Origin of the sequence: Geothrix oryzisoli (assembly GCF_022808865.1) — a bacterium.
Taxonomy (GTDB): domain Bacteria; phylum Acidobacteriota; class Holophagae; order Holophagales; family Holophagaceae; genus Geothrix; species Geothrix oryzisoli.
Genome location: NZ_JAKZLB010000002.1, coordinates 612,610 through 637,451 on the forward strand (window position 1 = coordinate 612,610; position 24,842 = coordinate 637,451).

21 protein-coding genes are annotated in these 24,842 nt (G+C 68.9%); 10 read left to right on the forward strand and 11 right to left on the reverse strand.

Annotated elements, in window-relative coordinates; all coding sequences use genetic code 11:
- Positions 1 to 9: 9 nt before the first annotated feature.
- The gene (locus MLE43_RS07510) at positions 10 to 1,029 is read right to left on the reverse strand and encodes a fumarylacetoacetate hydrolase family protein (RefSeq protein WP_243302963.1); all 1,020 of its coding nucleotides are present in this window, start codon (positions 1,027 to 1,029) and stop codon (positions 10 to 12) included.
- Between the two features lie 90 nt (positions 1,030 to 1,119).
- Between MLE43_RS07510 and MLE43_RS07515 the strand changes: the two genes are divergently transcribed.
- Positions 1,120 to 2,016: an MBL fold metallo-hydrolase gene (locus MLE43_RS07515; RefSeq protein WP_243302964.1), complete on the forward strand. Its 897-nt coding sequence runs from the start codon at positions 1,120 to 1,122 to the stop codon at positions 2,014 to 2,016.
- A gap of 5 nt (positions 2,017 to 2,021) precedes the next feature.
- Here MLE43_RS07515 and bioA read toward each other — a convergent pair whose 3' ends face one another.
- From bioA to MLE43_RS07535, 4 genes are all read right to left on the reverse strand, one after another.
- Positions 2,022 to 3,389, reverse strand: a complete 1,368-nt coding sequence (gene bioA, locus MLE43_RS07520; RefSeq protein ID WP_243302965.1) for an adenosylmethionine--8-amino-7-oxononanoate transaminase — start codon at positions 3,387 to 3,389, stop codon at positions 2,022 to 2,024.
- A 24-nt stretch (positions 3,390 to 3,413) separates the two neighbouring features.
- Positions 3,414 to 5,279, reverse strand: a complete 1,866-nt coding sequence (locus MLE43_RS07525; RefSeq protein ID WP_243302966.1) for a hypothetical protein — start codon at positions 5,277 to 5,279, stop codon at positions 3,414 to 3,416.
- Between the two features lie 143 nt (positions 5,280 to 5,422).
- Positions 5,423 to 6,031 (reverse strand): dethiobiotin synthase, encoded by a 609-nt coding sequence (bioD, locus tag MLE43_RS07530; protein ID WP_243302967.1) that lies wholly within the window; start codon positions 6,029 to 6,031, stop codon positions 5,423 to 5,425.
- Positions 6,032 to 6,047: 16 nt separating this feature from the next.
- Complete coding sequence (locus MLE43_RS07535) at positions 6,048 to 6,695, reverse strand: tetratricopeptide repeat protein (RefSeq protein ID WP_243302968.1); 648 nt, start codon at positions 6,693 to 6,695, stop codon at positions 6,048 to 6,050.
- A gap of 151 nt (positions 6,696 to 6,846) precedes the next feature.
- On the opposite strand from MLE43_RS07535, the gene MLE43_RS07540 reads away from it, so the two are divergent.
- The gene (locus tag MLE43_RS07540; protein ID WP_243302969.1) at positions 6,847 to 9,447 is read left to right on the forward strand and encodes a CHASE domain-containing protein; all 2,601 of its coding nucleotides are present in this window, start codon (positions 6,847 to 6,849) and stop codon (positions 9,445 to 9,447) included.
- A 1-nt stretch (position 9,448) separates the two neighbouring features.
- Here the strand turns inward: MLE43_RS07540 and MLE43_RS07545 are convergent, their stop codons facing one another.
- Positions 9,449 to 10,588, reverse strand: coding sequence for an aminotransferase class I/II-fold pyridoxal phosphate-dependent enzyme (locus MLE43_RS07545; RefSeq protein ID WP_243302970.1), 1,140 nt, complete (start codon positions 10,586 to 10,588; stop codon positions 9,449 to 9,451).
- Positions 10,589 to 10,678: 90 nt separating this feature from the next.
- Here MLE43_RS07545 and MLE43_RS07550 point away from each other — a divergent pair, with 90 nt between their 5' ends.
- From MLE43_RS07550 to MLE43_RS07575, 6 genes are all read left to right on the forward strand, one after another.
- On the forward strand, positions 10,679 to 11,359 hold the full coding sequence (locus MLE43_RS07550) for a Bax inhibitor-1/YccA family protein (protein WP_275976098.1): 681 nt from the start codon (positions 10,679 to 10,681) through the stop codon (positions 11,357 to 11,359).
- Positions 11,360 to 11,385: 26 nt separating this feature from the next.
- Positions 11,386 to 12,420, forward strand: coding sequence for a peptidylprolyl isomerase (locus tag MLE43_RS07555; protein ID WP_243302976.1), 1,035 nt, complete (start codon positions 11,386 to 11,388; stop codon positions 12,418 to 12,420).
- Positions 12,417 to 13,406, forward strand: a complete 990-nt coding sequence (locus MLE43_RS07560; RefSeq protein WP_243302978.1) for a peptidylprolyl isomerase — start codon at positions 12,417 to 12,419, stop codon at positions 13,404 to 13,406. Before MLE43_RS07555 ends, MLE43_RS07560 begins: the two co-directional genes overlap by 4 nt.
- A 4-nt stretch (positions 13,407 to 13,410) precedes the next feature.
- Positions 13,411 to 13,734, forward strand: coding sequence for an RNA-binding S4 domain-containing protein (locus MLE43_RS07565; RefSeq protein ID WP_243302980.1), 324 nt, complete (start codon positions 13,411 to 13,413; stop codon positions 13,732 to 13,734).
- Between the two features lie 51 nt (positions 13,735 to 13,785).
- Positions 13,786 to 14,778 carry a 3'-5' exoribonuclease YhaM family protein gene (locus MLE43_RS07570; RefSeq protein ID WP_243302982.1) on the forward strand — a complete coding sequence of 331 codons (993 nt, stop codon included), beginning with the start codon at positions 13,786 to 13,788 and terminating at the stop codon, positions 14,776 to 14,778.
- 184 nt (positions 14,779 to 14,962) lie between these two features.
- A complete protein-coding gene (locus tag MLE43_RS07575; RefSeq protein ID WP_243302984.1) occupies positions 14,963 to 15,448 on the forward strand; it encodes a hypothetical protein in 486 nt (161 codons plus the stop codon).
- A gap of 92 nt (positions 15,449 to 15,540) precedes the next feature.
- Here MLE43_RS07575 and MLE43_RS07580 read toward each other — a convergent pair whose 3' ends face one another.
- Together MLE43_RS07580 and MLE43_RS07585 are read right to left on the reverse strand one after the other, a co-directional pair.
- On the reverse strand, positions 15,541 to 16,908 hold the full coding sequence (locus MLE43_RS07580) for a tetratricopeptide repeat protein (protein ID WP_243302986.1): 1,368 nt from the start codon (positions 16,906 to 16,908) through the stop codon (positions 15,541 to 15,543).
- A 64-nt stretch (positions 16,909 to 16,972) separates the two neighbouring features.
- The gene (locus MLE43_RS07585; protein WP_243302987.1) at positions 16,973 to 17,788 is read right to left on the reverse strand and encodes a uracil-DNA glycosylase; all 816 of its coding nucleotides are present in this window, start codon (positions 17,786 to 17,788) and stop codon (positions 16,973 to 16,975) included.
- Between the two features lie 64 nt (positions 17,789 to 17,852).
- On the opposite strand from MLE43_RS07585, the gene MLE43_RS07590 reads away from it, so the two are divergent.
- Both MLE43_RS07590 and MLE43_RS07595 read left to right on the forward strand, forming a co-directional pair.
- A complete protein-coding gene (locus MLE43_RS07590) occupies positions 17,853 to 18,368 on the forward strand; it encodes an RNA polymerase sigma factor (RefSeq protein ID WP_243302988.1) in 516 nt (171 codons plus the stop codon).
- On the forward strand, positions 18,355 to 18,876 hold the full coding sequence (locus MLE43_RS07595) for a hypothetical protein (protein WP_243302989.1): 522 nt from the start codon (positions 18,355 to 18,357) through the stop codon (positions 18,874 to 18,876). The genes MLE43_RS07590 and MLE43_RS07595 overlap by 14 nt, the downstream gene beginning before the upstream one ends.
- Positions 18,877 to 18,942: 66 nt before the next feature.
- Here the strand turns inward: MLE43_RS07595 and MLE43_RS07600 are convergent, their stop codons facing one another.
- From MLE43_RS07600 to MLE43_RS07610, 3 genes are all read right to left on the reverse strand, one after another.
- Positions 18,943 to 20,853: a helicase-associated domain-containing protein gene (locus MLE43_RS07600; RefSeq protein ID WP_243302990.1), complete on the reverse strand. Its 1,911-nt coding sequence runs from the start codon at positions 20,851 to 20,853 to the stop codon at positions 18,943 to 18,945.
- 84 nt (positions 20,854 to 20,937) lie between these two features.
- On the reverse strand, positions 20,938 to 24,141 hold the full coding sequence (locus MLE43_RS07605) for an IPT/TIG domain-containing protein (protein WP_243302991.1): 3,204 nt from the start codon (positions 24,139 to 24,141) through the stop codon (positions 20,938 to 20,940).
- A 98-nt stretch (positions 24,142 to 24,239) separates the two neighbouring features.
- Positions 24,240 to 24,836 carry a hypothetical protein gene (locus tag MLE43_RS07610; RefSeq protein WP_243302992.1) on the reverse strand — a complete coding sequence of 199 codons (597 nt, stop codon included), beginning with the start codon at positions 24,834 to 24,836 and terminating at the stop codon, positions 24,240 to 24,242.
- Positions 24,837 to 24,842: the final 6 nt, after the last annotated feature.

Here is a 24,842-nt window from a genome sequence, read left to right on the forward strand (position 1 = left end):
CCAGTCTAGTCAGTCCCCGGCCTCGCCGGCGGGCGTGCCGGCATAGAGGTCGGGAAGGGTGCCGCCCACCAGGGACGCGGGCATGTCCGCCAGGCGCTCGGGCACATGGGTGATGGTGTTCATCAGGCGGCCCAGGCCCTCGATCTCGAGGACGACCTCGTCGCCGGCCTTGAGCCAGAGGTTGTCCGTGATCTTCGAGCCGTTCAGCTCCAGCAGGCAGCCCGTCCCCACGGTGCCGCTGCCGATGACCTCGCCGGGCTGCATCTGGATGCCGTAGCTGGTGCGCTGGAGGATCTGGGCGAAGGTCCAGTTCATGGCGTCGGCGTTCCCGTCGGACAGGCGATGGCCGTTCACCTCGCAGGTCATGCGGGCGTGGAGCAGCTCGCCTGCGGCGGTCTCCTCGAGGTTCAGCTCGTCCTTGGTCACCAGCCACGGGCCCAGGCTGGTGGCGAAGTCCTTCCCCTTGCAGGGGCCCAGGGAGAGCTTCATCTCCTCCATCTGGAGCATGCGGGCGCTCCAGTCGTTCATCACCAGGTAGCCGAAGATGGCCGCGTCCGCCTCCTCCAGCGTGGCGTTCTTCAGGGGACGACCCGTGACGATGGCCACCTCCAGCTCGAAGTCCAGGCGCGTCAGGTGGTGGTCCTGCACCCGCACCTCGCCGGGGCCCGTGACGGCCAGGTGGTTGGTGAAGTAGGTGACGGGGAAGAGGTCGAACTCGGGGATCATGTCCAGGCCGCGGTTGCGGCGCGCCGTGGCCACATGCTGGCGGAAGGCGTAGCCGTCGCGCATGGACACGGGGCGGGGCACGGGGGCCAGCAGGCGCACGGACGCGGCCTCGATCAGGGCTCCGGCCGGCGGGGCTGTGGCAAGGGCCCGGGCCAGGGGCATGAGCTCGTCCTGGCGGCGGATGAGCGTCAGCATGTCCACGGCCAGGCGGGCCTCGGCGGCGGCGAAGTCGAGGATGCGGCCACCCGCCACGACGGCGCCGATCCTCTCCGCGTCGGCCTGCAGGAACGTCACCAGCTTCATCGGATTCTCCGCAAAGACCCAGTGTAATGCCGGAAAAACACGACTTCGGCATCGTCATTCACGGCGGATGGGACGAGGTACACTTGGGCCATGCGCGCCCTCCTCCTCGCCACGATCCTTCTGCTGCCGGGAACCGCCATGATGTCCTCCGCCCCGACGACCGCCTCCCGCCTCGAGCCCCTGCGCCTGGGCCAGCTGCAGGTGTGGAAGCTGCAGGACGGGCGGATCCCTCTTGCCGCCTCGCTCCTCAAGGGCCTCGATCCTGCGGATGCGCGACGGATGCTGGGCGGGAAGGACGCGGCGGACACCCCCGTGAACGCCTTCCTCGTGCGGATGCCCGGCCGGACCGTCCTCGTGGATACGGGCATCGGCCAGGATCCCGAAGACGACTCGGGCCATCTGGTGGACCAGCTTGCCTCCGCAGGCGCCACGCCTGCGGACATCGACCTCATCCTCATCACCCACGACCACTTCGACCACATCGGCGGCCTGCTGAAGGCCGATGGGACCCGGGCCTTCCCCAATGCGATCCTGCGCGTGGCCCGCCGCGAGCACGCCTTCTGGACCGAGGACCCCTCGCGCCTGCCCGAGCGCCTGCGGGACCGGGCGCCGAAGCTGAAGGCCCTCTTCGAGGTCTACGCGAAAGCCGGCGCCTTCCGCCCCTTTGAGGACAGCGAGGAACTCGCCCCGGGCCTCCGCGCCATTCCCGCCCACGGCCATACGGGCGGCCACACCGTCTACGCCTTCACCTCGGAAGGCCGGGAGCTCTGGTGCATCGGCGACCTCATCCACTTCGGCGCGGTGCAGTTCCAGCGGCCGGAGATCGGCGTTGCCTTCGACCTGGACGGGGACCGCGCCGTGAAGGTCCGTCAGGAGCTCTTCCGCGAGGCCGCCCGCCGGCAGGTGGTGCTGGCGGGCGCCCACCTGCCTCAGATCGTGCGGATCATCCCGAAGGGCGCGGGCTACGACGCGGTGCCGGTGCCCTGACCCGTCTACCCGCGGGACAGCAGGTCCAGCAGCGTCTCCGCGGCCTCGCGGAGGCGCGCGGGGGGCGTGCTGAGGGGCGGCAGCAGGTAGAGGCAGTCGCCCATGGGGCGCACCAGGAGGCCGTGGTCCAGGGCGCGGCGGTGGAGCCGCCAGCCGAAGCGGTCGTTGGTGTCGTGGGCCACGCCGGTAGCGGGATCCACCAGCCGGCAGGCGCCGATGGTGCCCAGCACACGGGCCTGGCGCACGGTGGGATGCGCGGCCAGGGCCGTGAAGGCGTCCCTCATCGCTTCGTGGAGGGCCGCGGCGTTCGCCAGGACGGGCTCCTCGTCGAAGAGGGCCAGGCTGGCGCAGGCCACGGCGCAGGCGGCGGGGTTGGCAGTGTAGCTGTGGCCGTGGAGGAAGGCCCGACCCGAGGCCGGCGTGCCCCAGAAGTGGCCGTAGAGCTCCTCCGTGGCCCAGGTCATGGACAGGGGCAGGGTGCCGCCTGTGAGGCCCTTGGAGAGGCAGAGCAGGTCCGGGGCCACGCCTGCCTGTTCGCACGCGAGGAAGGTGCCCGTGCGGCCGAAGCCTGTGGCCACCTCGTCGAGGATCAGGTACACGCCGTGGGCGTCGCACTGGACCCGCAGCTCCTGCAGCAGCTCCGGCGGCCACATGCGCATGCCCCCGGCGCACTGGATGAGGGGCTCGGCGATGAAGGCGGCGAGGCGGTGGCCGTGCGTGGAGAAGAAGGCCCGGAGGCTGGAGTGGGCCGCTTCCAGGCGCTCGGGCCAACCTGCGAGATCCGGCGCCAGCTCGCAGCGGGGATCCTCGGGCACCTCCAGCCGCTCGCAGGCCAGGAGCAGGGGGCTGAAGAGGCCCGTCATGAAGTTCTCCAGCTCACCCACGCCCACGGCTCCGAGCGTATCGCCGTGGTAGCCGCCGCGCAGGGCGCCGAAGCGGTCGCGGCCTTGCTCGCCCCGCTGGAGCTGCGCCTGGAAGGCCATCTTGAGGCCCACTTCCACGGCCGTGCTGCCGTCGTCGGAGAAGAAGGCGCGGGTGAGGTTCGGCGGCAGCTTCGGCCGCAGCCGCACCACCAGCTCCAGGGCGGGCTCGTGGGTGAAGCCCGCGAACATCACGTGGTCGAGCTTCGCGGCCTGGCGCTCCAGGGCGCTCACCAGCTTCGGATGGCCATGGCCGTGCAGGCAGGTCCACCAGCTGGAGACGCCGTCCAGCACGCGCTCTCCATTGGCCAGCAGCAGGTCGCAGCCCTCGCCGCCGATCACGGGCACGGGCGGATCAGCCTCGTGCACCTTCATCTGGGTGAAGGGATGCCAGACGTGGGCGCGGTCCAGGGCGAGGCGGTCAGTCCAGTCGGGGGGCAGGGGCGTCGGCATGCCCACAGTCTAGATGAGCCCGGTTCACCCGTTGGGTTCCCGGTGGTGGAGGTCCGGATAGAGCCTCTTCGCGCAGTCGGGGCAGATGCCGTGCGTGAAGTCGGCGTCCGTGTGCTGGGAGATGTAGGTCTCGAGCTGGTTCCAGGAGCCCTGGTCATCCCGGATCTTCTTGCACGAGGCGCAGATGGGGAGGATCCCGTGCAGCGTCTTGATGGTGTCCAGGGCGGTCTGGAGTTCCTGGGTCCGGGTGGCGACGCGCAGCTCCAGCGTGTCCTTCAGGTCGTTCAGCTCGTGGAAGGAGCCACGGAGCGCATGGGTCATCTGCTGGAAGCGGTCGTTGAGGTGCTGGATTTCCGCGATGCGGCTGGGGGTCAGGGCCAGATCGGCAGCCGAGTCCCCGCCAAGGAGCTCGGGGAAGGTGCGGGTGGCCTCCTCCAGGTGGGCGATGGCCCCGGTGATCCTTCGGCTGAACGCGTGGGCCAGGGCGATGGTCAGCAGGATGAGGAACAGGAGGGTGCCGAGGCCCTGGATGGTGATCCGGGTCAGGTCCGCGATCAGCGGGGCCTGGGGGGATTCCACCACCAGTTTCCAGGGGAGCTGCGGGCTCAGGAGGTCTTCCTGGACGATGAAGGACTCGCTCCACCGCTGCAGGGCGCTGCGCCCCGGCCTGGCCGGAGGGATGGCGTGCCAGATCCCCTCGCCCAGCGGGCGGCGCTCGCCGGGCGGCGATGCGAAGGCTGACATCATGGCCAGGTCCTTCCGGGTGCTGGCGACCACGTGCCCGGAGCGGTCGAGGAGGGTCAGCCGGGCGTCGGTGGAACTGGCGACGATGGCGAGGACCTCCTGGATCAGCCCGGCATCCACGATGCCGATGCAGTAGCCGTCGTACCGTCCGTCGCGGACCACGGGGACCACGAGGGAGATGACCGGCTCCGGCCGGCCGATGCGGCCCATGACCACGTCGGCCACCCAGGGGCTGAGGGATTCTCGCAGGATCGGGATGTAGGGCCGATCGGAGAAGTTCCGTCCGAGGGTGGAATGCCCCAGGTTATCGACCAAGGGGCTGAAGACGATGACGTCCGCATGGACATCCAGCACGCCCGCCCGCTTGAAGGCCGGCATGGCCGTCCGGATGGCCTCCACCGTGTGCTGCAGGTCCTCCCGCCGCTGATTGGGCTGGGAGGCCAGGCTCGCCAGGGTGGCGATGCTCTGGTGGCGATCCTCGATCCAGGTCTGGAGCACCTGACTGGCCACCAGGCCGAGTCCAGTGGTTTGGCGAACCATCTCCCGCTCGCCCCGGCGGACTTCCTGGTGGACGAAGACCGTCAGGAAGAGAAGGGCCGGGAAGGTCACCAGCGACACCATCGTGACGAAGACCACGGAGCGGAAGGCCGGGCGGGCCGCCCCGTCCCCACGGACCCGCGCCCGCCATATCAGGTGGAGGATGCAGGCCAGCAGGGCGTTGATGACGCCGTTGATGGCCTGCTTCAGGAAGACCAGGGCCGTCGTCTGCACCGGGGTCCGCAGCACAAGGTGGTAGAACACCCAGATCAGGGGGATCCCCAGGGCACTCCAGAAGAGGAGGTCCGCCAGGAGGAGGTCCCACGACCGGCGCCACACGAGCCAGCCCACGAAGAGGGCCTCGCCCGCGAGGATCACCATGGCCCAGGGGTGGTTCCAGAGGATCCAGGTGGCGCTGCCCGCGATCAGGGCCGCCACCACACCGGGCCGCTCGCCGAGGTGGAGGATCGCGAGCATCACGAAGACCGACCCGAAGATCAAGTCCACGTTGAAGAAGATCTCGTAGCGCAGCAGGTTGACCAGCAGCCCGGCCAGCCCGAGGAGGAACGCGGGCAGCAGCTGGCGGCGGAACAACGCGGGAGCTGGCATGGGACCCGACTTCTGCAGGGTGGTGCGTTGGGACAACGGCCGGGCTGGATGGTCATTCCGCCCGGACACGACGATGGCAGCGGGCTCTGGCGGCTTGGCCGAGCAGAGGATAGCGCCTGGATCGGACGGATCCCCGCCGAAAGTTAGTTCAGGACATGGACCGGAATGGGAAGAAATCCTTGCAGGACGGTCGCATTCTCTTCTGCCGTTTCGAGCACGGTGCCGTCGGCCCCGGGATTGAGCAGGACGGCCTCGATCCGCCACCCGCGGAGCATGAGGGCCTCGGCGCTGAGCAGGGTGTGGTTGAGGGTGCCCAGGCCGCCCAGGGCCACCAGCACGCAGGGGATCTGGAGGTCCGTGGCCCAGGCCAGGAAGTGGATGCTCGGCGCCAGGGGCACCATGACGCCGCCCACGCCTTCAAGCAGGACCCGTCCCCCGGCGGGGCGGCGGCACCAGGCAGCGGTGGCTTCCAGGTCCAGCGTGCGGCCTTCCCGCAGGGCGGCGGCCAGGGGTGACAGCGGCGCCCGCAGGAGGACATGGCTTTCGGCGGTGATGGCCGGGCCCGCCACCGCGCTGGCGTCAGCTTCGGGATGGTCCGGCCGGTCCACCCCCGTCTGGAAGGGCTTGCGGTAGCTCACGGGACCCGAGGCCGCCCAGGCCCGGGCGATGCGCGAAGCCACGAAGGTCTTCCCCACGCCCGTTCCGGTTCCGAGGACCCAGAGCGGGCTGGGGAGGGCGTCGAGGTTCAGCATGGATTCGGGGGGCGGATCAGCGGGGGGCGCCGCCCTTGTTGAGTTGGGCGAGCAGCTGGCGGGCCTGGGTGGCCTGCTCGCTGTTCGGGGCGAGGACCAGCACCTTGTTCCAGGCCTTGGCGGCCTCGTCCGGCTTGTTGAGGTCGCCGGCGTACACGATGCCGAGGTTGAAGAGGCTGGGCACATGGGCGGGGTTGATCTTGCCGGCCTTCTGGAAGTTCGCGATGGCCTTGTCGAACTGGTTGAGCTGGCGGTACATAACGCCCTGGTCGGTGAGGATGTCCGGATCATCGGGCTTCAGGGCCAGGGCCTTGGCATAGGCGTCCACGGCCTTCTGGGGCTGGTGGCTGTCGAAGTAGTCGTTGCCGAGGCCCACCCAGGCGTCGCGGTTCTTGGGCTCGGCCTTCACGATGCCCTCCAGCTTCATGATGCGGGCCTGCATCTCGGCGTTCGGAAGGCCCATGCCCGGCGGGATCTGGCCAGGCGCGGCGATCCCCGGCGCCATGCCGCCACCCAGCGAGGGGGCAGGCAGGACCACGCCAGCCGTGGGGGCGGCGGTGGTGGGACCCGCGGTTTCCTTGGCGCTGCCGGTGCCGACGAAGTAGCCCGCCAGGAATCCGACGACGAGGCCTCCAGCCAGGGCGAACATGATGTTCCGGTTCAAATGCCACCTCCTGAAGACCTTCCGGTCTCTTGGAATTCTCCCACAGGTCCTGCCGGAGGCCAGGTTGCCGACAAAAAAAGGCGCAGAATCCCCCGAAGAGATTGGTCCATGCCAGGATAATTTCCACACCCAGCCCCCGACCGAGGTATCCGTGGCCGACCCTACGCCCAGCCCCGCCGCTCCGGGCCGATTTCGCGCTGCGGCTGTGCTGGTGGTCGGGCTCATCGTGTCCCTGGTGGGATTCTTCCTGGCCCGGGACGCCTACTTCCGCCAGGTGGAGGCGCAGTTCCGCGAGGCGGCCCGCGACCGTGCGGAGAGCGTGGCCCAGGGCCTCCGGCACGGCTTCGAGGATGTCCTCGTCCTCCGGAGCTACTTCGAATCCAGCGACGACGTGACCCGATCGGACTTCGACGCGTTCACCACGCCCACGCTGGCGATGCACCCCTACATCCAGGCCTTCCAGTGGCTGCCTGAAGTGGGCCCGGAGAATCGGAGCGTGCTGGAGGCGGAGGGCCGGCGCTTCCGGCCGGAATTCCGCTTCTTCAGGCGGGGCGAGGCTGGCGGGACGCAGCCCATTCCCCTCGAGGCCCGGTTCCACGCCATCCAGTATGTGGTGCCCTACCGGGGCAACGAAGTGACCCTGGGCTATTCCGCGGACCGGGTGCCCACCCGCCAGGAGACGCTGGCCCGGGCCCTGCGGACCGGCGAGGTCGCTGCCAGCGGCCGGATCCATCTGCTCCAGGAGGTGGGGACCCAATCCGGCCTCCTGGTCATGGCCGCCGTGCGGGACAAGCACGGCAAGGCCGTGGGCGTGGTCCAGGGCGTCCTCCGCGCCGGGGACCTCGTCCAGAAATCCCTCGCCATCCTGGAACCGCGGGGGGTGGACCTGCGCCTCCAGGATGGCAGCGCCCGGGAAGGCGAGGCCCTGTTGCACCTGGAACCTTCGCCGCTCGCGCCGCTGGGCGAGCGCGGCCCCTCCCGGTTGCGGCATGTCCTCGGGTTTGATCTGGGCGGTCGGCGCTGGGAGGTGATCGTGACCCCGACGCCAGGCTATTTCGTGCGGGAGGCGGGCTGGCGGGCCTGGAGCGTCCTGGCCGGGGGACTCGCGTTCAGCCTGGTGCTCGCGGCCTACGTGCAGGCCCTGCTGGCCGGCCAGGCCCAGATCCGCATCCAGGTGGAGGCCCGGACCCGCGAGTTGGCGCAGGAGACGGAGAGCCACCGCCGGGATGCCCTGGCCCTGCGGGAGAGCGAGGCGCGGTTCCGCCACCTGGTGGAGGTGATGGGCGAAGGCATGTGGGTGGTGGACCCCCAGGGGATCACCACGTTCGTCAACCGGCGCATGGCCGAGATGCTGGGATATGCCCCCGAGGAGATGCTGGCCCGGCCCCTGTCCGACTTCATGTTCGAGGAGGATTCGGCGACCTCGGACCGCAACCTGGCGCAGCGCCGGAATGGCATCGCGGCCCAGCACGACTTCCGGTTCCGGAAGAAGGATGGCTCGGAGGTCTGGACCATCGTGACCGGCAATCCCGTCCTGGATGAGGAGCGGCGCGTCGTGAGCGTGCTGGGCATCATCACGGACATCACCGAGCGGCGCCGGACCGAGCAGGCCCAGCTCCAGAGCCAGAAACTGGAGAGCCTCGGGGTGCTCGCCGGGGGCATCGCCCACGACTTCAACAACCTGCTCACGGCCATCCTCGGGAACATCAACCTGGTGCAGATGTGCACGGCCCCCCTGTCGCCCGCGCAGCCCTACCTGGAGAACCTGGAGAAGTCCGTCCAGCGCGCCACCGGCCTCACCCGCCAGCTGCTCGCCTATTCCGGGAAGGGCCGGTTCGTGGTCGCCCCCCTGGACCTCAACCAGGCCGTGGAGGAGATGTCGCACCTGCTGAGCGTGTCCATCTCCAAGAAGGTGGCGCTGCGGTTCCACCTGCAGCCCGGGCTCCCCGTCCTCATGGCCGAGGCCTCCCAGCTCCAGCAGGTGGTCATGAACCTCGTCACCAACGCCTCCGAGGCCATCGGCGACCGGGAGGGCATCGTCTCGATCCGCACGGGAGTGCAGGTCCACACGGAAGAGACCCTGAGCCGGGACTTCCCCGGGCAGCCCATCCAGCCTGGGACCTTCCTGTTCCTGGAAGTGTCCGACACGGGCCAGGGCATGAGCCCCGAGGTCCAGGCCCGCATCTTCGAACCCTTCTTCACCACCAAGTTCACGGGCCGGGGCCTGGGGCTCTCGGCAATGCAGGGCATCGTCCGGGGGCACCAGGGCGGCATCCGGGTGTACAGCGAGCCCGGGAAGGGCACCACCTTCAAGCTCATCTTCCCGGCGGGCCTGGCGGAGGCGCCGGCCCGGATGGAGGAGGATGCGCCCGCGGGCTGGAGGGGCTCGGGCACCGTCCTCGTGGTGGATGACGAGGACAGCGTGCGGGCGGTGGCCGAGGCGCTCCTGCGCGCCATGGGCTTCGACGTGATCCTCGCCCAGGACGGCCTGGAGGCCCTGGAGCAGTTCAAGGCGGGGCGCGACATCATCAAGGTCGTGCTCATGGACCTCACCATGCCGCACATGGACGGGGTCGAGACCTTCCGCGAGCTGCGCCGCATCGATCCGGCCTGCCGCGTGGTGCTCACCAGCGGGTACAACGAGCAGGATGCCATCCAGGATTTCCTCGGCAAGGGCCTGGCAGGCTTCGTGCAGAAGCCCTTCCACAGCTCCGACCTGATGCAGGCCCTGCGCAGGGCGCTGGGCGGCTGAATCAGGCCGGCTGCAGCTCCCGCAGGGCTTTGATCAGGGCCTCCACCTGGGCCTCCTCCAGGTGGGCGCCGGTGGTGATCCGCAGGCGCGCGGAGCCCTCGGGCACGGTCGGGGGGCGCACGGCGCGCACGTCGAACCCCAGGCCCTGCAGGCGGGAGGCCAGGCGCACGGCGGCGGCGTCCGGTCCCACCGGCACCGGGATGATGGCCGAGGGCAGGTCGGGCTGGCCCAGGGCGTTCCGCAGCCCGCGGGCGAAGGCCAGGGCCCGTTCCCGCCGCCAGGGTTCGGCTTGCGCGATCCGTGCGCCCGCCAGGGCCGCCCCCACCACCGGCGGCGGCAGGGCCGTGGAGAAGATGAAGCCCCGGGCCGTGTTGACCAGGTGGTCCCGCATCAGGGCGTCGCAGCCGACGAAGGCGCCGAAGGCGCCCAGGGCCTTGCCGAGGGTGCCCATGACCAGCGGTACCCGGCCATGGACGCCCTGGAGCTGGGCCAGGCCGGCGCCGTCGGCACCCAGCAGGCCCGTGGCGTGGGCCTCATCGATGAGCAGCAGCGCCTCGTGGCGGTCGCAGAGCTCCAGGAGGTCCGGGAGGTCCGCCGCATCGCCGTCCATGCTGAACACGGCATCCGTGGCCACCAGGGCCAGGGCCTCCGCGGGGGCCCTGGCCTGCCAGGCGGCGAGTTGGGCCGCCAGGTCCGCCAGGTCCAGGTGCCGGTAGATGCCCAGGTGGGCGCCCCCGGCCCGGGCCAGGCGGCAGCCGTCCACCAGGGAGGCGTGGTTGAGGGCGTCGGAGAAGACGGCGTCGCCGGCACCGACCAGGGCGGGGAGCAGGGTGGCATTGGCCTGGAAGCCGGTGTTGAAGAGGAGGCAGGCCTCGGTGCCCTTCCAGGCCGCGAGGGCGGCCTCCAGCTCCTCATGGAGGGGCGTGGTGCCCCGCAGGAGCCGCGCGCCGCCCGCGCCGGCCCCATGCTCGCGGGCGGCGGCCGTGGCGGCCTCGGCCAGGCGGGGATCCCGCCGCAGGCCCAGGTAGTCGTTGGAGCAGAAGTCCACGCCGGCGGGGGGGTGGATGGCCCGGTCCCGACCCAGGGTCACGCGGCCTTCCGCTTGGCGCTGAAGGCGTTGTCGCCAGGAGGAGGGGGTCATGGAACCTCGGGGTCCTTGGAGGCAGGGTAAGGGTGGGGGGAATGTTAGGATCTGAGGGGGATCCGCTGCGGATCCCCCTTGGAGCGTGGCATGGATTATCAGCAGTCGTGGCAGGGAGCTTCCACTGGAGCGCAATCCCGCGTCGATTTTGTCCGAAGCGTCTACTTGTGGCTCATGGGCGGGTTCGCCGTGGCGGCCCTGGGCGCCCTCACCGCACCCCTGGTCGGCAGCGCCCTGGTGGCGGTGGCCGGCCGGTTCTGGTTCTGGGTGCTCTTCGGCATCCAGTTCGGGAGCCTGATGTTCGCCTCCCGGGTCAGTCGCCGGAAGCCCCTCAACCGGGTGGCCTATGTGCTGTTCACATTCATCTCGGGCGTCATCGCCGGCATCGTGGCCCTGGCGCTGGCCCAGGGGGCGGGCTTCGTCCCGGTCTTCACGGCCTTCGGCCTCACGGGCGTGGTGTTCCTGACCCTGACGGTCACGGCCTTCGTCTCCAAGAAGGACTTCAGCTTCCTTCGGAACTTCGTCATCGTCGGCATCGCCGTGATGTTCTTCGGCAGCCTGGCGGCGGCGATCTTCCACCTGGAGACCTTCAGCCTGATCATCTCCGGCGTGGCGGTCATCGCCTGCTCGGCCAAGCTGCTCTGGGACACCTCCGCCATGCTCCGCACGAACGACTTCGGCGATCCCGCCGGCTTCGCCCTGGCCCTGTTCGTGAGCCTCTACAACATCCTGATCTCCCTGATGAACCTTCTCGGCGGACGACGCCGCTAGCGCCTTCCCGGCACCCAAGGAATCCCATGCTCCGTGCTTCCCTGATCTCCCTGATCGCCCTCGGCGTCGTCGCGCAGGAGCCCGCCAAGGCCCCCGCCCCCGCTCCGGCGCCAGCCCAGGCCCAGCCTGCGGCGCCCGCCCCGGCCCAGGCTCCGGCGCCCAAGCCTGAAGAGGTGGTGCTGGCCAAGGTGGGCGGCGAGCCCATCACCGAGGCCGACTTCCAGGCCGCCTTCCGCCTCCTGGGCCAGCAGGAGCAGATGCAGATCCTCATGGTCCAGGGCGGCAAAGAGGAATTCGTCAAGCGCATGGCCGAGAGCAAGCTCCTGGCCGTGAAGGCCAAGCGCCTGGACCTGGACAAGACGCCCGCCTTCCAGCGGGCCCTGGATCGCACCAAGGATGACCTCCTGGCCCGCGAGTTCCTGGCCAAGGAGGGCGAGGCCCTCCAGAAGAAGCTCGTGGTCTCCGAGGCCGATGTGCAGGCCTTCTATGAGAAGAACAAGGACCGCTTCAAGCAGCCCGAACTCGCCAGCGTTCGCCACATCCTGGTGTCCGTGAAGCGCGAGGGCCAGGCCGAGGGGCTGACGGAGGCCGAGGCCAAGGCCAAGGTCGCGAAGATCCAGGCTGAGCTGAAGAAGGGCGCCAAGTTCGAGGCCCTGGCGAAGAAGTACAGCGATGATCCGGGCAGCAAAGAGAATGGCGGCCTCTACGAAGACCAGGACCCCTCCAACTGGGTGCCCGAGTTCGGCACCGCCGCCCGCACCCAGCCCATCGGCAAGGTGGGGGCACCGGTGAAGACCCAGTTCGGGTACCACCTCATCAAGGTCGAGGGCCGCAAGGCCGCCCGGCAGGTTCCCTTCGAGGAGGCCAAGACCGTGGCAGAACAGGGGGCCCAGCGCGAGCGCCAGGCGGCGGTCTGGGATGAGCTGATGCAGGGGCTCCGCAAGGAGATCCCCTTCGAACTGACCAAGCCCGCACCCACGGATGCGCCCGCCCCGAAGGCCCCGGCAGTTCCGAAGGCCGCACCCAAGGCCGAGGAAGCCCCCAAGGGAGGTGCCCGTTGAAGGCGCTGAATTCCGCCCTGGCCCTGGCGCTGCTGGCGCCCGCAGGGCTGGTGGCCTCCGCAGAGGTGCGCGAGGAAATCCTCGTCATCGTCAACAACCACATCATCACCCGGCGCGACCTGAACCAGGCCGTGGAGCAGCAGCACGCGGCCCTCTACCGCCAGTTCTCCGGCAAGGAGCTGGACGAGAAGCTGAAGGATGCCCGGGAGAAGACGCTCCAGGGTCTGGTGGACGCCTACCTTCTGGAGGACAAGGGCGCTGAGCTCGGTTCGCCCGTGACGGACGACTATGTGCGCGCCAGCATCGACGGCATCAAGAAGGACAACAACTTCGCCACGGATGCCGATCTGGAGCGGGCCCTGCGCAGCAGCCTCGGCATCGGCCTGCCCGAGTTCATGAAGCGCCAGAAGCAGCAGGCCACCCAGCAGTTCGTCCTGCAGCGCGAGGTCTTCTCTAAAGTGGCGGTGGAGGACAACGAGCTGCGCGCCTACTACGAGGACCACAAGGAGGAGTACCGCCTCCCCTTCCGCTTCCGCATCCGCGAGCTGGTGCTGGCGAAGGGCGCCACGGCCGAGGAGCAGGCCGAGGCCCGGAAGAAGCTCGAGGCGATCCAGGCCGAGCTCAAGGCCGGCAAGTCCTTCGAGGACCTGGCGAAGCAGAACTCCGTCAGTCCCAGCAAGGCCACGGGCGGCGACCTCGGCTGGATGAACAAGGGCTTCCTCCGCGCCAGCATCGAGGACGCGGCGGTGAAGCTCAAGCCCGAGCAGGTCTCCGCTCCCATCGAAACCGACAAGGACCTTTACCTGATTCAGCTCATCGCTCTCGAGGATGCTCCCGTGAAGGACTTCTCCGAGGTGAAGGCCAAGATCCTCGAGAAGCTGCAGGAGCCCAAGGCCCAGAACGCCATCGAGCAGTACCTGTCGAACCTGCGGATGCGCGCCAACATCCGCTACCTGGTGCCCAAGGAACAGATCGTGAAAGGCTGATGCCGTGCGTCTCGATGCCTTCCTCAAGAAGAGCCTGCTCATCAAGCGCCGGGAGCTGGCCAACCAGCTCTGCGACGAGGGCATGGTGCGCGTGAACGGCGTGCCCCGGAAGGCCAGCCACGACCTGAAGGTGCAGGACGAGCTCGAGTTCCCGCTGTACAACCGGGTGCTGAAGGTGCGGGTGCTGAACCTGCCCGAAGGCAACGTGAAGAAGGCCGACCAGTGGTCCCTCTTCGAGGTGCTGGAGGACAAGCGGCTGCCTCTGGACCTGGGCTATGGCGACGAGGATCCCTTTGGCCCGCCCCCCAAGGTCCCGCGCAATCATTGACCGCCACTGTCGCATCAGCTGCCCGAGCCTGATGGGACAAAGGGAGTGCCCATGTCCGACCAGCCGATCCTCCGCAGTCTGAAGGAAGGCGCAGCCTTCCAGGGCTTCCTCCTCGCCCAGGAGGCCGCCTACAAGACCAGCGCCAAGGGCAGCGAGTACCTGGAGCTCAAGCTCTCGGATGCCTCCGGCGACCTCAAGGCCTTCCTGTGGGACCTGCGGGCCATCGAGGGCGACATGGAGGCCGTGTGCGCGGATGCCTTCCTCTGGGTGAAGGGCTCCGTGACCAGCTACAACGGCCGGCTCCAGATGAAGCTGGACAAGGTGCGCTTCGCGGCGGATGCGGAAGTGGGGGATCTCTCCCGGTTCTTCCCCGTCAGCCTCCGGCCGGTGCCCGACATGCTCGCGGAGCTGGATGGGTTCATCGGGTCCGTGCAGGATCCCTGGATCCGCCGCCTGCTGGAGGCGCTGTTCGTGGCGGACACGGACCTGCGCGCCGCCTTCGCCCAGGCTCCGGCCGCCAAGTCCATGCACCACGTCTACCTGGGGGGGCTGCTGGAGCACACCCTGTCGGTGGCGGGCATGGCGGAGCGCGCCTGCGGGCACTACCGGGACCTGAACCGCGACCTGGTGCTGGCCGGGGTCTTTCTGCACGACGTGGGCAAGACGGCGGAGCTGAGCTACCAGCGCAGCTTCGGGTACACGGACGCGGGCAACCTGCTGGGCCACATCGCCCTGGAAGCCGACTGGGTTAGCCGGGCAGTGGGCAAGATCCCCGGTTTCCCGGAAGACCTGCGCCTGCAGATCCTGCACATCGTCCTGAGCCACCACGGCCGTCTGGAATTCGGCTCGCCGGTGCTGCCCAAGACCCCCGAGGCCCTGCTCGTCCACTACCTGGACGACCTGGACGGCAAGCTGGAAGTGATGCTCCGCGCCACCAGCGACGAGTCGGACAGCGGCTCCTGGAGCCCCTACAGCCGCGCCCTGGACCGGATGATCTACCGGAGGCGGTGGCCGAAGGTGGAGGCCGTCGAAAACCGATCATAAGCCTTTTGAATGTGTTCACATGTGGACGCATTTGAGGAGGACGGCCTTCATCTGGGCAGGTCCGGCTCGGCAGAAGGTGAGAGGAAGTCCTGACAATTCAGGCGATGTGCTAAACCTGCCGTGACATGGCGGCCCTGGCACGGCTCTGGCCCTAGTGGGAGGTCCGATCCTCCCGAGGTGCGCCATGAAGCTGTCCCGCAAAGCCAAACGCTATGACGATTCCGTTCTGCCCGGCGAGTTCCATGGGTTCGAGCCCTTCCATCAGGCGGACCTGGAGCTGGACGGCACCCTGGAGGGCTTCCTCCGGCGCGGCGACGACGGGGTGCAGCTGGGGGAGATGGTCCTGGAGTGCCACGGGGCCAAGCGGCTCAGCTTCGCCAAGCTGAAGACCAAGGCTGAGATGCTGTCCGAAAATGTGAACTACCTGAAGGAGCGCCTGGAGATCGTGGACCACGACCGCCGGGGGATGTACATCCAGCTGCGTAGCCTGCCGCCCTACAAGGACGACACCCAGATCCAGTTCAACGAGATCAGCCTTGGCAAGAACAAGGTCGTGGTGAAGCGCATCGCCTTCTACCGCAAAGAGGAAGTGAAGCAGCAGGTGCCCCTCAACCTCACCGAGCTGGAGCTCAAGCGCCTCCTGTTCGATATTCGACAGGCAATTGCCTGATTGGCTATCTGCTGTCATGTCTCAGCTTTCAGTGAACGGGGCGCCGAAAGGCGCCCCGTTTCTTTTGCTGATAGCCGATAGCTGATAGCTCCTTACAGCATCGCCATCCAACTGCCGCTCTCGACTCCCCGGAGGGGCCCATCCGGCAGGTCGCTTTCCTTGAAGAGGAAGTGGTTGCTGTTCCAGCTGCCGCAGCTGTCGCAGCGGTCCACGTAGTCCTGGGTCTTGTGGCCGCAGACGGCGCACTCGAAGCGGAGCTTGAGGACGCCCAGGTTGCGGAGCAGCTGGCGATACTCGTTGAGGGCCGCGTCCAGGCGGCCGCGGCGGCTGTGGATCTTGGCCATGAAGAAGAAGAGGATGGGGCTGTAGACGACCTGGCTGCGGACTTCCTGGAACAGGTCCAGGGCCTCGTCCAGGATCTCCAGGCGGTAGAGCATCTTGCCCAGGAAGAACTTGGCGGTGGTGGCGTGCTTGGAGGTGGCGGCGACCCGGCGCATGAGGGCGAGCCCGTCCTCGGGCCGGCCCAGCTGGATGAAGTAGTCCTCGATCTCCTGGAGGAAGGTGCCCTCGCCGGTCTTGCGGAAGCCCTCCAGCCAGATCTCCTGGCCCTGGGCCTCCTGGTCCTGGAGGATCATGCAGCGGCCCAGGCTGAGGTAGGCGGGCACGAAATCCGGCTCGTCCTTGATGACCTGCTGGAAGATCTGGGCCGCATCCTTGAACTGGTCGGCCTCCACCTTGGTGATGCCCACCTGGTAGGCCAGGGCCGCGCCCTGGGCCTTCTCGCCCTGGGTGAGCTCGCCGGCGAAGTGGGTCTGCAGCTTCTTGTGGGCCTCCAGGGCCTCGTCCCAGCGCTGGGCGTCCATGTGGATGGCCCGCAGGCGGCGCCAGGCGCGCAGGGCCTTCTTGGGATGGCTGGAGGCGAGCTTGGCGAGCACCGCGACGGAGGCTTCGGGATGGCGGGTGGCCATGTGCGCCTCGGCCAGCTGATAGGCGGCCTCGACCAGATCCGGCTCGTCATCGCAGAGGGCCTGGAAGAGCTTCACGGCCTCGTCCGGGCTGCCGGTCTTCAGGAGGATCTCGCCCATGAGCAGGCGGGCGGGTACGTGCTCCTTGCGCTGATCAAGGATGCTTTCCAGGATCTCCTTGGCCTCCCGCGGCAGGCCGTGGGCCACGAGGTCGCGGGCGTCCTGCATGCGCTCGGAGATCCGCTTCACCAGCCGGGTGTCGGCGGAGGCATTCAGGCCGCGCACCAGCCGCACCAGCTCCATGATGCCGGTGTAGAGCACGTTCAGCAGGAAGCCCAGCAGGAAGGCCAGGAGGATGACGCTCTGGATCTTGATGTCTTCGCCGAAGATGACGACTTCGCGCACCAGCAGGTCGTGGTTGGTGAGGTACAGGTTGCCCAGCACGAAGAGCACGAAGGCCAGGAGCACGAAGAAAAACACGTTCACAAGACGCATGGGCCGACCTCGAAAGCTGGGCCTAGCATGACACAGGTGACCACGGGCTCTCAGCTGTCGGCTGTCAGCTTTCCGCGGGGCGGTCGATCCACTCCTTCGCCGCTTTCAAGTCCTCCCACACGGAGCGGCGCACGTCCTGGGTGTACTGGCGCAGCACGTAGGCGGGATGGAAGGTGGGCATGACGGGGATCTCGCGGCCGCCGACCCGCACGCGCTTCCACTGGCCCCGCGCCTTCGTGATGCCTTCGCTGAGGCCCACCAGCTCGCGCAGGGGGGTGGCGCCGAGGGTGACGATCACGGCGGGCTGGATCAGCTCGATCTGGCGATGGAGGTAGCCGAGGCAGGCTCGGGCCTCCTCGGGGCTGGGCGTGCGGTTGTCGGGGGGGCGGCACTTGACCACGTTCGCGATGTAGGTCTCCTCGCGCTTCAACCCGATGGCGCCGATCATCTTGTCCAGCAGCTCGCCGGCCTTGCCCACGAAGGGGCGGCCCTGCAGGTCCTCGTCCCGGCCCGGGCCCTCGCCCACGAACATCAGCCGGGCCCGGGGATCGCCCTCGCCGAAGACGAATTTCAGGCGGCCGGGGCCCAGGGGACAGGCCAGGCAGCCCTGGATGGCCTGCTCCAGGTCCGCCAGGGTGGCCGCGGCGGCCACGACCCCCGGCGGCGGGCAGCCGCGGGGATCCGCCGGTGGGACATAGGTCGGGGCGGGGGCGGGGGCCGCTCTCGGCGCAGGGCGGGCCGCCACGGCCGGGCGGGCCGGCGGACGGGCGGCGGCCGGCGGCAGGTCCGCCTCCGGGGCAGTGGCCACCGGTTCCCGGACGAGGCCCATCACCCCCAGCTCCTCGAGGGTGTCGCGCCAGGCTTGCAGGGGCGAATCCATAGCTTCCAGCCTAGCTCGGAACTTCCCCTCCGGATGGGGCATCCTAGAGCGTCGGAGTCCATGCATGGAGCAGTCCTCACAGGAAACCCCGTTCGGCAGCCAGGAGGCCTTCCACGGCGCCTTCGCCGAACTCTATCCCCGGCTGGTGAGTTATGCCCGCCGCTATGGGGCCACCTTCCCGGAAGACATTGCCCAGGAGGCCTTCGTCATCCTCATGCAGCGGGAGGTGCGCGTGGAACATCCCACCGCCTTCCTGTACGGGACGGTGAGAACCCTCTCCCTCACGGAGCGCCGTCCCATGAAGAACCAGAACCTCAGCCTGGAAGCGGTCTCCGAACCCGGTCTGGCCGGCGGTGCCGATGACCAGGTGCTGAACCAGGAGGTCCGGGAGCGCATGCGGCTGCTGTCGCCCACCTTCCGCGAGGCCCTGTGGCTCTTCGTGGTCGAGGGCCTCTCCATCCGGGAGATCGCGGATATCCTCGGCATCCCCGAGGCCACCGTGAAGACCCGCATCCACCGGGCCAAGGCCCAACTCAAAGATCAGCTCAATCCCACTGGAGGCGTGCATGTCCTGGTCTGATCCCGCCCGGCGTTTCGAACCCGCCGAAGATGTGCAGCTGCGGGCGGAGCTCCGCGATCTTCTGGGCCTCGGGCCCGTGGCCGCCCGCGCCCCCGAGGTTCCCACCGCCGAATTGACCGCCCTGGCCGAGGACCTGCGCCGGGAGGCCCTGCGCCGACGCCGCACGGAGCGCCGGCGTCCCACCTGGGGCCTGCTGGCCGCCGCGGCCCTGCCCCTGCTGGCCGTCCTGACCGGGCTGGGGGCCTGGGGCTTCCAGCAGAAGCACCGGGCGGACGGGCTCGCCCTCCAGGCCCAGCGCCAGGAGCAGGAACTCACCCGCATGGCCGCCACCCACGCCGCCGAGGTGGCCAAGGAGCGCCAGGCGAAGGAAGAAGTCCAGCAGCAGCTTCAGTTGGCCTCGAAGCAGGGCGGGCGCAAGGCCGAGCCCTACCTGGTCATCCCCGTGGAAAAGCCCATGAAGTTCCAGGGCGATGACTACCAGCGGGTGAAGGCCAAGCCCCAGCAGTAGCCGCAGCACCGCGCTTCCGGGGGGAAGAGGGAGGGGAAGAGCCGGCCACGCCGGCTCTTCCTTTCCTCATCCGGCTTGGCTGTGGTTCGCCGGGGTCCAGCCGCGCTCGTTCAGGAGCTTTACGCCCTGGATGCGGGTGAGCCGGAAGGCCATCTCCTCCTGGTGGAGGTGGCAGAAAGCCAGCAGGTGGTCCTCCTGGATGGTGCGGGGCGACACCCGCCGCAGCTGCGTGCGGTGGGCGGCCGGGGGCAGGTAGGTGAGTTCCACCATGAGGGTGTGGCCCGCGGCGTATTCGAGGATCCGCTGCACTTCCTCGGCCAGCTGGTCCTCGCCGCCCAGGTGGAGCATGGGGATGCGACGCTGCACTTCCTGGTAGAGGGCGGGGTCCTCGTCATGGAGCTTCTGGAGGGCCGAGCGCACCATCTGCTGTACGGGTTCCAGGTGGTGGTTCATGCCCTTCTCGTCCACGAAGGCCAGGGCGGCCAGGGCCCACAGGTAGAACTTCTCGTCCGAATCCACGCTCAGGGCCAGGAACCGCCCGGGTTTGGGCATGAAGCCCGCCTGCTTGAGCAGCGCATGGGCATTGCCGTCGCCCCGCACCTCCAGCACGGTGTCGGACAGAGTGGCCAGTTTCAGGGGGGCCAATTCCGGCCGCAGCTTCAGCTCATCCGCCAGGTGGGCCGTGCGGGCGCGCACCAGCCGGACGCCCTGGTGGACCTCCACCTCGCCCACGCGGCGGGAGAGATCCTCCAGCAGCTGGAGCAGGGGCTGGGGCAGGGTCTGGGTGGAGGCGCCCAGGCGCTGGCCGAGCTCCTCGAGGGGGACGCCGGCGTCCAGGGCGCGCACCAGGGTGGCGTGGCTCACGCGGAAGGTGCCCATGGCATCAAGGGCTTCCACGTCCGCCAGCTGGGCCAGCTGCAGCAGGCGATGGGGGTTCTGCAGCAGGGGGGTCAGCAATTCCAGCGTGGGCTGGAGGATCATGGGCTGATCGAACTCCAGGGGCTGCCAGTGGGCGGCGGTGGCCTTCAGGTCGCGCAGCAGGTACTCGTGGGCCAGGGCCTCGCCGTGCTCGGTGAGCCGCAGGTGCGCGTAGCCCCCGTCGGCCTGGATGATGCCCATGCGCCCCAGGAACGGCAGGAAGACGGCCCGGGTGCGCTCTTCGTCGAGGGGGTGCAGGGTCCTGAGGAAGGCCAGGAAGGGCTGGACGGCGAGGGTCTGGCCCCGGCGCTCCAGCAGGTGCTGCATGAGGAAGTGGCGGTCCTCCGCGGGCGGCATGCCCCAGGCCTTGAGGTCGTGCTCCAGCAGGCTGGCGAAGGCGCGCTCGGCCACCCAGCGGGGGGGATGGCTCGTGACGGCCGGCAGCAGGGTCTCCACGCGGCCCTCGCGGCTCCACAGCAGGCCCAGGCGGTGCAGCAGGGTGAAGAGCAGGGTGGCGTCCTGCTCCTCCTGCAGCATGGCATTGCGCTGCATGAGCTGGCCCAGCTCCTTCTTGGCGGGCAGGCCGCCCTTCAGGACGCGCAGGCCCGCCGCGCAGCGCAGGAGGACGCTGGTGAGGGCGAGGGAGAACCGGAAGGGCTCGGCGGCCCGCAGCTTCACGCCCTCGGGGGCCTGGAAGTTCAGGGCGCCATCGTCGAAGTCGTCGAGGGCGTCGGCCACGCGGTCGGCCACGGTCCAGCCCTTGCCATCCGGCAGGACCAGCCCCAATCCGCGGAGGGCCTCGAGCACCGGCGGGGCCGGCAGCGTGCCCTCGCCCGCGAGGTGCTTCAGGGCCACCAGGGAGCTGCTGTCCAGGTCGGCCAGGGTGTCGGACAGGCGCTTGTGGTCCTCCAGGTGGAAGACCATGGTCTTCAGCAGGCGCACCCGCCCTTCGGCCTCATCCTCCCAGCGGAGGGGGATGGGCAGACGGCGGCGCTCGCAGATGGTCCTGAGCTGCTCATCCGAGCAGTTCGAAAGGAGCTGATAGTGGGTGAACGCCATGGACACCTGGGTACAGATGATCCTCCAGTGTCCCATGGAATCCGGGAACGCTCACGCGGAAAAAACGCCCGGCATGCCTTCGCGCTATTCGAGGACCTTGATCTGGGGGCGGCGTCCCGTGGCGCCGCTGCTGAGGGCCAGGTCGAGGCGCTGCACCCGGGTCGTGAATGTCTGGCGACCGCCGGAGAGAATGGCGAGGACCTCGCCGGTATCCGCGTCGCGGACCAGGGCCGCCGGATGGACCATCGCGTCCCAGGTGAGCTGGACCTTATCCTCCGAGAGGCGCTGGACCTCGGGCGACGGGGCCGCACCGGCCGTGGTGCCAAGGCTGGCGAGGACCTTGCTGTCCTTGAGGAGCTTCACCTCCGCGACCGAATCGAGGACGGCCGCATCGATCGGAAGGGCCGCCACGAAGTGCCGCACGGGACCGTCGGGCGAGCAGCCCAGCTCCATCACCTCGAGGGCGGCGGTGAACACGGCCAGGCCGGCCGCGTCCACGCATTCCAGGGTGTAGTCCTTCGCGTGGGAGGCCGCGGAGGGCAGCGCCCGGGTCCGGAAGGACGGGAGGAACTCGGCCTTCCCATCCGCGTGGAGGATGCCCCGGACGATCAGGCATTCCCGGGCGGAGGTCGAGTTTGCCGCCGTGGGCGTGTCCTCCGCAGCGGCCTTGAGGAACCCGCCCGTGCCGCCCCGGAAATCGAGGATCTTCCGGTAGACGTAGTCGCTGACCCAGTTGGGGGAGCAGTAGCCCATGATGTCCTTGTTGCCCGTGGGGGACTTCAGCTGGCCGGTGGTGGTGTCGTAGCCCCAGACGCCGATCACCCCGCCGAGGTAGGGGTAGTAGGGGTCGGGATTGGCCGCGCTGCCGCAGGGGCTGTGCGGGCGGCCCATGTTGTGGCCCAACTCGTGGGCGAAGACTTCGGGGAAGTTGCCTCCGTCGCTGTAGCCCGTCTTGTCCCAGCCGATGGCGGTCCGGTACTGGTAGGAGTCCGACGGGGCGTTGGGGACATAGCCCATTCCCGAGATCCCGGAGGTGTAGCTGACGTTGACCGCCCCGTAGTAGTAACGATCCGACACGCCGTCAATCCGGTGCTTGGTCGCGAGTTCGTTCAGGAGGGTGCTCCATTGCGTGGAGTCGGAGGTGAGGGTGGCGCTCGAGGGGGTGAAGGTGGCCCCCACCACGACGTCGACCGAGGCCACCGGATACATCTTCGCCAGCCGGGCGACCCATGCGGCCTTGTTGGTGGCCGTGATGTTCCCGGTCCCGCTGGCCAGCGCGACCGGGAAGATCGTGGTCCGGAAGATCGGGACCGTGGTTCCGCCCAGGGCCGCGGTGGCGGAGTTGTTCGTCTCGTCGGCTTCGGGCACCGCGTCCGCGGGGTCCACCACGGCCTGGAGGCTGTAGCCGGTGCCCGTGGGGGTGGTGAGGTCGGTGCCGGGGACCGCCAGGTTCAGACTGCTGGAAAGCAGGCTCTCATCGAGGTACAGGGCCGCGGTGTAGCCCGATGAGGTGATGGTCTTCGGATAGCCGGCCACCGGCACGCCATTGTTCAAGAGGGTGACCTGCACGACCGGAAGCACGGAATTCGGCTTGTTGGCCAGGACGAAGACCCTGATCAGGCCGTCCTTGCCGGCCACGATGGGGACGGCGTTGTCGAGGGTCTGGGTGCTCTGGGTGAACTGCAGCTTCTCGATGTGGAGGTCCAGGGTGCTGCTGGCGGTGTTGACCGTGAAGGTCCTGACCACGGTCCCACCGGGAGTGCTGATGACCAGGTCGCCGGAAGTGGCGCCCGCCGGCACGGTGAAGGCGATCTGGCTGGCGCTGAGGCTGGTCGGCGTGAGGGCCGTGCCGTTCAGGGTCAGGGTTGTGCCGGGATAGCCCAGATAGGTGCCCGTGACGATGACGGGCGTCCCCACGGGGCCCTGGGTCGGATTCATGCCCGTAACGACAGGAACTCCGTAGATCACGGAGAAGTTCATCGTGGAGGTGCCCGTACCCTGGGCATTGGAAAGGCTGATGGGGGCGCTGCCGATGGCCGCGCCCGCGGGGACGCCAGCGGCCAGAGCCGTACCGTCCGTGAGCGTGATTCCCGGGCTGGCGCCTCCGATGCTCGCGCCGGTCAGCCCGAAGAAGTTCATTCCCGAGATCTGGACGGTGACTTCACCTGCGATGCCGGAGGTGGGCGTGAAGCTGGAGATGATCGGCTTGAGATCGGCGCTGGGCGCATCGATGGTGGCCACCACATCGTCCAGCAGGAAGCTGGTGGCGTTCTGGGCATCCTCCTGGCTCCGGAAGGACAGGCGGATGACCCTGCCCCGGTAGGCCAGCAGATCGACCGAATAGGCCCGGTAGTCGGCGGCGTCCAGGTTGGTCTTGGTGAGCAGGGGCCCCAGGACGGCCCCTGAGGTGTCCAGGGCCTCCACGAAGAGGGAATCCGTGGCGAGGGTCCCCGGCTCGGCGGTGACGATCTTCAGGTAGAAGGTGGCCGTGGCGGACAGGGCCGTGGCCGGAATGTAGAGGTCCTGGGTGACCTGGTCGGATTGGACATACCCGTACCCGCCCAGCCAGGCGAACTTGGTCCCCGTGTGCGGCACCGCATCCGGCTGGCGGGTCGAAGCCCCCTGGATGACGCCGATGTCCCCCTTCCAGATGATGGGCGAGGCCTGCTCGAAGCCCGTGTTCATGAGCACCTGGATGGTGTTGTTGACCGCATAGGGGGTCGCGGTGGTGGCGGTGCCCCCGGGGGTTGTCACGGAGATGCTCCCGGCCGTCAGCCCGGAGGGGGCGGTGGCCCGGATCTCGCTGTCCTTGGTGACGGTGAACGCGGTGGCATTGACGCCGTTGAACTGGACCTGGGTGGTTCCCACGAAATGCAGGCCCGTGAGGGTGACCACGGTCCCGGACGAGAGGAGGGCCGGGGCGAAGGAGGAGATCCTGGGCGCCTGGGGAGCGTCCACCGTGAAGGAGGGCGAGGTGGCCGAACCATTGGGCGTGGTGACTTGGAGGGCGCCGGTGGCGGCGGTCGCCGGGACCACGGCGTCGATCTCGGAGGCACTCACGACCAGGTAGGAGAAGGCGGGCTGCCCATTGAAGGAGACCGCCGTGGTCCCCAGCAGGTTCGTCCCCGCGAGGACCACGGTCGTACCGGGACTTCCATGAGTGGGAGTGACCGCGCTGATCGTGGGCGTCGGGGAAGGGGGTGGCGGTGCGGACGAGCCACCCCCGCCGCAGGCCACGAACAGGGCCAGGGCGGCGAAGGCGAGGGCGTGGATCGGGGTGGAAAACATGGCGGCTCCTGAATGCGGGCCCCATGAATCCAGGTGGTGAGGGATCCAGGAGATCCTTGAGTCGGGCTTGGCGGGTTAAGGATGCATCATTCTGCGCGTCACTGGGCGGCGAGGGTGCCGACGGAGACGGCCATGGGCCCGATGGTGCCCGTGCCGTCGAGCACCTGGCACTTGGTGCCGTCGGCGCTGAAGGGGACGGCGCCCACGGTCTGGGAGGCCTTGAGGTCGAGGGCGATGCGCAGCAGGGGGGCGTTCAGCGAGACCGGGCTGCCCGTGCCCTTCTGCGCGGCCGTGACCTGGAGGGTGCCGCTGGCGACCCTGCCCAGGAGGATCTGGGGTGAGGCGCCGAGGGTGAAGGCCGTGCCGTTCTGGACGAAGGTGTTGGCCGGATCGCTGGCGGCGACGTTCACCCAGGCCACCTTGGTCGCATCCACGGTGAACGAGGCGCTGACGCCGCTGCCCGTCGCGGAGGCCGGTCCCACGAGTTCCAGGACCAGGTGGGTGGGCGTGGAGAGTGCCGGGTTCTTCCTGAGCAGGAAGGTGCTGGAGGTCGGATCGGTGTAACTCAGGCTGGTGGCCGTGGCTGGAGTCACCGTCGCGGGGGCCGAGGAGCCGCCCCCGCCGCCGCCGCAGGCCAGGAGGCCCGCCAGGGCAAGAAGGGCACAGCCGGTGAGGAGTTTGTGGGTCGGGGTCATGTTCAG